The sequence below is a fragment of the Pedobacter sp. 01T416_2 genome, assembly GCF_056398925.1.
Genome location: NZ_JBFTQI010000249.1, coordinates 1 through 7,365 on the forward strand (window position 1 = coordinate 1; position 7,365 = coordinate 7,365).

Genomic DNA, 7,365 nt, shown 5'->3' on the forward strand with positions numbered 1-7,365 from the left:
TCTCCGTATCTCCGTATTGGTCTATCTCAAATCTATCATCTCAATTCTCATATCTGAATTTTTCTAATAGATTTGCAATAACTAACTTTTTTATGAGCGAGCAGAACCCCAATTTTAAAGTGAGCGTAAACACCGAAATCGGCAGATTGCGTAAATTATTAATACATAGTCCTGATAGTGGATTAGGCAAAGTAGTACCCTCTAAGGCACAAGATTGGCTTTTCGAAGATATTGTACATTTAGATACCATCCGTAAAGGCGAATACGATTATTATATTAAACTATTGATGTATTTCCTTGATCCTGATAAGATTAAAGGAAAACTGGCAGAAATAGATTCGGAAGCATCCAACCGTAATTTTTACAAACCCAACCACCCCGATTTTCACAATTCTCAATCGGTAATCGAGATTCAGAACCTGTTAAGCGAAATGCTGGAGAACGAATCCATCCGTAAAAAACTGGTTGCTGCTGTTTGTGCGATTGAAGGTTGTACTTATAAGGTTCAGTTAGAATTAACGGATACCAATCCAAAGCAGTTGGCAGAGATTTTTATCYCCGGAACATTGGCCAACGATACGATGATTTTTGCACCCATCCCCAATTTAATTTTCACCAGGGATGTGGGTACAACGATTAACAACCATATCCTGTTAAACAAACCGGCGAAAAAAGCCCGTGTGCGCGAAACACTTTTAATGCGTTATATTTTCTTCAATCATCCTTTGTTTGAGGGCTACCGCAATAATATCCTCGAAATTCCGGATGTGACCATGCACTTTTTACGCCCCGGCGATGAACCGGCTTTCAGTACCACTTTAGAAGGTGGAGACGTGATGATGGTAAGTCCAAACCACGTATTGATCGGTTGTAGCGAAAGAACCTCTGAACATGGTGCCAACGAAGCGATTAAACTATTGTTCGATCAGGATGTGGTAGAGAAAGTTACGGTTGTAAAAATACCAAGCAAACGCGATTATATGCACCTGGACACTGTTTTTACACAGGTTAAACGCAATACCTGGGTAATTTTGAATTCGATTGCCCATTCGCCGAAATATAATCCTTACGAGCCGATCAACTTTTTAAAAGAACCCGAAAAATTGGAGGCTACCACTGCTATTCAGTTTACAAAAGCGAATCCACAAGAACCGAAACATTTCGAACATGTAGAAGCTTTATTAAATGACATTAGTCAGAACGATTTAAAAAGCACTGAACCAACCAAAATCATCTACAGCGGAAATAATCAGTTCCCTTACGATTCGCGGGAGCAATGGACTGACTCTTGTAACCTTTTAGCAATTAAAGAAGGCGTTGTTTTAGGCTACGATAGAAACGATAAAACCGTTGAAGCCTTTAAAGCTGCCGGTTTTAATGTGGTGGATGTGAAAGATTTGATCCAGGATTTAGAAAATGGTAAAGTAAATGCAGAAACCATAACCGATACTTTGATTTTAATGCCATCGGCAGAATTATCACGTGCACGTGGTGGTTTCCATTGTATGAGTTTACCAATTTTAAGAGACAATTTGTAATTAACGACCCGTCATCCTGAATTTATTTCAGGATCTACTCATTAAGATCCTGATCCCGAAAAATCGAGACAGGATGACGCATAAGAAAAAGAAAATGCAGACAACCAATCACATTTTAATGATCCGCCCTGTTGATTTTAAGTTCAATGAGCAAACAGCCGGAAATAACAAGTTTCAAATTGCATCTACCGAAACCAACGTGCAAACAGAAGCTTTAAAAGAGTTTGATGCCTTTGTTGATTTATTAAGAAAAAACAATGTTGATGTAACGGTTGTAGACGATACTTTGCAACCCGAAACACCTGATTCTATTTTCCCGAACAATTGGGTCTCTTTTCACGATGATGGCTCAGTATATCTTTATCCGATGTTTTCTGAAAATCGCCGGTTAGAGCGCAGAAAAGAAATTCTGGATGGCTTGAAAGAAAATTTCGAAGTTAACCACGTCAGCGATTTAAGCTTTTACGAACAACAACATGCATTTTTAGAAGGCACTGGGAGCATGGTATTAGACCGTACCAACAAAATTGCTTATGCCTGCTTAAGTGTGCGCACCGATGAAGAAGTGCTGAACAACTTTTGCATGCTCACCGGATATGAACCAGTGGCCTTTCAAGCGGTAGACGGATCGAATTTCCCGATTTACCATACCAACGTAATGATGTGCATCGGCGATCGTTTTGTTGTAATCTGCCTGGATTCGATTAGAGATCCTGAAGAGAAATTAAATGTAACCATCAGTTTAAAAGGTAGTGGAAAAGAAATCATCGAAATCAGTCTGGAGCAGATGAATAAATTTGCAGGCAATATGTTACAGGTTACCAATGCAGATGACGAAAGTTTATTGGTGATGTCGGAACAGGCTTTTTTATCCTTAACTGCTGAACAGATTGCTGCATTAGAACAATACAGCAGAATCATTTATGCACCGCTTTACATGATCGAAAAAAATGGCGGCGGTAGTGCAAGATGCATGCTGGCTGAGATACATTTGCCGGTTAAAGAATAACAGATTGCATATCTATTTTAATGGAATCAGATTTAACAGAAAAAGAATTGCATTTAGCAACATTAATGAGTGAAATTTCAGAATATTGTTATTCTGCTGGTTGGATGCAGAATTTAGAATATGCCCTATGGAATGCAGTAATAAATGGTGAAAGGAAATATGGACAGTCCTACATTACCGAAGCTGATATTTCCACATTGATTAAGCTTTCTACAGATGCAGATGCCTGGATCGTATATGATGACGATAAAGAGGAAACAGCTTTGAGCTTAAAAGAATGGACAGAAAAGTTTAAAAAGGATGTGGAGCAAAACAAAGGAATTATAAAAGGTTGATAAAACTATTGTTCGGGTAAGCCGCCAACCATGTGGTTATCTATCCTTGCCGTGGTTCGTGTCTCCACGAACCACTTTTTTTACCACAGAAACACGGAAAACCCATCGGATAGATGCCTCGCTATTCAATCTTCAATAGCAGCACACCCCTAGCTACATAAACCTGATCGGAACGGACACGAGTGCAACGAGTAAAGTGGAGAGCAGGACTAACCCAAACCTATAAAAACAGGAACCTGCTTTCCAAATGATCAACAAACATTCATACATTCTTCTATCAAACCAAAATTTAAAAGATTTCTCCTCCAAAGGAGTTCCTTTGGAACACTGGGTTCGAAATGACGATCCGCTAGATTCCGATTAGTTTTATTACTTTCGCCAAAAATCCACTATCAAGATGTCTTTAGCACAAGAATTACAGACCCGTTCGGGCAATAAATGCGAATTATGCACCGCTGAAACCAATTTATCGGTATACGAAGTGCCGCCAACCAGCAATGCCAATAGCGATAACAGTATTTTTGTTTGTAAAACCTGCTTAGATCAGATTGAAAAAACGGAACAGCTTGCACCAAACCATTGGAAAATATTAACGGAAACCATGTGGTCGGAATTTGCCCCGGTACAGGTTGTTGCCTGGAGAATGTTGAGCAGATTAAGAAATGAAGGCTGGGCAGCAGATAGTCTGGATATTTTATACCTTGAAGATGAAACTTTGGATTGGGCTAAAAAAACCGGCGACCACGAGCAAGATGGAACAGTAGAATTTCATCAGGACAGCAATGGCACGCGCTTATTTGAAGGTGATACTGTGGTTTTGGTTAAAACTTTAGATGTTAAAGGCTCAACCTTGAGCGCTAAATTGGGCACTGTAGTTAAAAATATCCGATTAGTTCATGATAATATCGAACAAATTGAAGGCAAGGTTGAAGGACAAACTATTGTAATTTTAACCAAATACCTCCGCAAAGGATAACACGTTATTTGATGATTGATTAGCCAACTCGCTTTCAAACCCTAAATAGAAGCACTTTCCTTGCCAACTAAACCTGATCGGAACGAACACGAGTGCAACGAGTAAAGTGGAGAGCAGGACCAACCCCAACCTATAATAACAGGAACCTGCTTTTCAAATTATGAGTTAAACATTAATCTTATTTCGTCTTTTAAACAATTTATCGGAAAGTCTTAGCGAGACGCTAAGACCAGATAGTAATCTGGCTAAGCGTTTCCTTACAGTAAAAATATTTTCAATACCGTTTAATTCTCGATTTAAAATTACATTTTTGCAAAAATTATTTAAAAGTAAATGCAGAGTTACTCAGAATTTCTTGATCTAAGTGTTGGTTTCCCTCAAGAGGGTTTCGATGTTATAGATGATGAATTATATTTTCAGGATTTAAACCTGATGGAAATGATCGAAACTTACGGTACTCCCCTACGTTTCACGTACTTACCAATGGTGAGCAAGAAGATTCAGCAGGCGAAGATTCTTTTCCAAACCGCTATTTTAAAGAACRATTATCGTGGCGATTATAAATATTGCTACTGTACAAAAAGCTCGCATTTTAAGCATATTGTAGAAGAAGCTTTAAAAAACAACATCCACTTGGAAACTTCTTCAGCTTTTGATATGCCGATGGTTGATGCGCTGGAGAAAAAAGGCGTGTTAACGAAAGATACCACCATTATCTGTAACGGCTTTAAAACCTACCAGTACAAACAATATATCATTGATATGTTGCATGATGGTTATACCAATATTATCCCTGTTTTAGATAACAAAGAAGAGTTTAATCTTTTTGATGATGAGGTTGATATTGATACCCCTTGTAACTTAGGTATCCGTATCGCTGCTGAGGAGCAGCCGGATTCGCAGTTCTACACTTCGCGTTTAGGTGTGCGTATGGAAGATATTATTGATTTCTACAACAATAAAATAGTTCACAACCCTAATTTCAGGGTTAAATTATTACACTTTTTTATTAACTCTGGTATTACCGATTCGCCATATTATTGGAACGAGTTAGAGAAATACGTAACGCTTTATTGCAAGTTTAAAAAGATCAATCCTGATTTAGATACCCTGGATATTGGTGGTGGTATGCCATTTAAAGATTCGTTGGTATTCGATTTCGATTACGAATACATGGTAAACGAAATCGTAAAAAGGATTAAAGAAATCTGCGCGATCCACGACGTAATGGAACCAGATATTATTACCGAATTTGGCAAATATACGGTTGCAGAGGCTTCTGGTATTTTATATAAAGTATTGGGCCGTAAACAACAGAATGATCGTGAGCGTTGGTTAATGTTGGATGGTTCTTTTATTACCAATTTACCTGATGTTTGGGCATTGAATCAAAAATACATTTTATTGCCGATTAACAATTGGGACGCTGAATATGAGCGGGTTAACTTAGGCGGTATTACCTGCGATGGGCAGGATTATTATAACCAGGAAGCGCACATGAACAGTGTATTTATGCCTAAAACGCGTAAGGTACAGTACTTAGGTTTCTTCCATACTGGTGCTTATCAGGAAGTATTGAGCGGTTATGGTGGTATTCACCACTGTTTATTGCCAAGCCCGAAACATGTTTTGATCCGCAGAAACCGTGATGAAAGTTTCAATTTCGAAGTTTTTGGAGAAGAACAAAATAGCAAGCAGGTATTGAAGATTCTAGGTTACTAAGTTTAACCGCAAAGAACACAAAGTTTTTCGCAAAGAGCGCTAAGTTTATACTTGGCGCTTTTTACGTTTTTAACCTCTTAGAGGAAGGTTATTTTAGGCTTACTAATTGCATCGTCATACTGCCCCGAATATTCGGGATCAGCCATCTTTCATGTAGGATAGGCCCTGAAATAAATTCAGGGTGACGATCGCTTTTACAGAATCCTTTACAATTTTCTTTATTAACTTAGCGGTAAAACAAATCCATATTACAATGCAATTCGGTAAAGTAGACGACCCAACTATTATAGATTATACCCTTCCTGCTGATGCTCCTGAAACAGCAGGGATTTTAGCAGCAAATAAACCTAAACAATCTTTCCAGGCCTATGTGGGTTGCGCCAAATGGAATAAGGCCGATTTAAAGGGATTTTATCCAAAAGGGACTAAGGATGAATTGACTTACTATTCTACTCAATTTAATTCTATTGAGCTTAATGCCACATTTTATGGTATGCCAAGCCGCGAACAAGTAATCACCTGGACGCAAAAAACACCTGCAGATTTTAAGTTTTTTCCAAAACTAACCAATACCATCAGTCACTTTAAAAGATTGATTAACGTTAAAGAACCTGTAGAACAGTATTGCGATGCGATCAGTAATTTCGAAGATAAATTAGGAATGGCTTTTCTTCAATTGCACGATAACTTTAAACCTAAAGATTTCGAAAGGTTAAAAATCGTAATCAACGAATTCCCAAAAGTAATTCCTTTGGGTGTTGAAGTGAGAAATGAAGAATGGTTTTCAAATCTGCCCATTGCCAACGAATTTGCACAATTATTTCAGGAAAATGGTGTAGCCAATATTATCGTTGATACTGCAGGCAGAAGAGATATGCTGCATATGCGTTTAACTTCGCCCACTGCCTTTGTGCGTTTTGTTGGCGCAAACGATGATGACATAGATAAAAAACGCTTAGACGATTGGATTGAAAGAATTGTAAGCTGGAAAGAACAGGGCTTGCAAAACTTATATTTCTTTGTTCACCAGAATGTAGAACTTTCCTCTCCGTTATTTTCCGCCTATTTTACAGAGAAACTGAATAAAGCTGTTGGAACTGATTTAAAAATCCCGGTAATGGCCAATCAGGCTTCGCCTAGCTTATTTTAGTTTTTTTGGTACGTCATTCCCGCGTATGCGGGAATCTTAATACATTTACATCGGGCATTAAGATTCCCAATCAAGTTGGGAATGACGACCCTTCTAAGTTATTTTCTTCTATAAACCGTTTCGGTAGCTTTTGCTTCTTCCCCTTCTGGCGAAACATTGTAGGCCGTTAATACGATTTCGTTCTCGTTAATTATTTCAAGCGTTGTTCTCCAGCCCCAAAGCTGTTCACCATATTCCGGACTGCCATATTCGCCAAAAACAGAAAAACCGTTTGTTATAGCCTCGCCGCTCGAGAGCATAATCTGCGTACCCATGTGGAAACTATCAAGCCAACTTGTCGTAAATCTTTGGTAAGGAATATCGAAACCGACAATCATTTTGCCTTCAAAAGCTTTTCCTTCCAAACTTCCCTGGTAATCAATAGAAATAAAACGGTTACCCAAAATTGAAGTGATTTTTGCTTCAGCTGGAGATTCATCTGCCAGCACATCTTTTTCAAACCAGGTTTTGGTTATCCCATTCCAGGCACCTATTAAACTTTGAAGCTTTTGGTGAGCCCCATCCGCTAAAGATTGCTCAAATTTACTTTTCGCCATAATCCAAACTTATAAAATTTAAGTTGTAATGTTTAATTG

7 protein-coding genes are annotated in these 7,365 nt (G+C 38.4%); 6 read left to right on the top strand and 1 reads right to left on the bottom strand.

What is annotated here, in order from left to right; translation table 11 throughout:
* Positions 1-92: 92 nt before the first annotated feature.
* From AC1DPQ_RS12275 to AC1DPQ_RS12300, 6 genes are all read left to right on the top strand, one after another.
* Positions 93-1,538, top strand: coding sequence for an arginine deiminase family protein (locus AC1DPQ_RS12275; protein ID WP_477609491.1), 1,446 nt, complete (start codon positions 93-95; stop codon positions 1,536-1,538).
* A gap of 73 nt (positions 1,539-1,611) precedes the next feature.
* A complete protein-coding gene (ctlX, locus tag AC1DPQ_RS12280; RefSeq protein WP_477583439.1) occupies positions 1,612-2,547 on the top strand; it encodes a citrulline utilization hydrolase CtlX in 936 nt (311 codons plus the stop codon).
* 20 nt (positions 2,548-2,567) lie between these two features.
* Positions 2,568-2,882 carry a hypothetical protein gene (locus tag AC1DPQ_RS12285; protein WP_477583440.1) on the top strand — a complete coding sequence of 105 codons (315 nt, stop codon included), beginning with the start codon at positions 2,568-2,570 and terminating at the stop codon, positions 2,880-2,882.
* Positions 2,883-3,279: 397 nt separating this feature from the next.
* Positions 3,280-3,858, top strand: a complete 579-nt coding sequence (locus AC1DPQ_RS12290; RefSeq protein ID WP_230141988.1) for a PhnA domain-containing protein — start codon at positions 3,280-3,282, stop codon at positions 3,856-3,858.
* Positions 3,859-4,191: 333 nt separating this feature from the next.
* Complete coding sequence (locus AC1DPQ_RS12295) at positions 4,192-5,580, top strand: arginine decarboxylase (RefSeq protein ID WP_477609493.1); 1,389 nt, start codon at positions 4,192-4,194, stop codon at positions 5,578-5,580.
* Positions 5,581-5,833: 253 nt separating this feature from the next.
* A complete protein-coding gene (locus AC1DPQ_RS12300; protein WP_477609495.1) occupies positions 5,834-6,730 on the top strand; it encodes a DUF72 domain-containing protein in 897 nt (298 codons plus the stop codon).
* 98 nt (positions 6,731-6,828) lie between these two features.
* On the opposite strand, the gene AC1DPQ_RS12305 is transcribed toward AC1DPQ_RS12300, so the two are convergent.
* On the bottom strand, positions 6,829-7,326 hold the full coding sequence (locus AC1DPQ_RS12305) for a DUF1579 domain-containing protein (protein ID WP_477609497.1): 498 nt from the start codon (positions 7,324-7,326) through the stop codon (positions 6,829-6,831).
* Positions 7,327-7,365 lie beyond the last annotated feature (39 nt).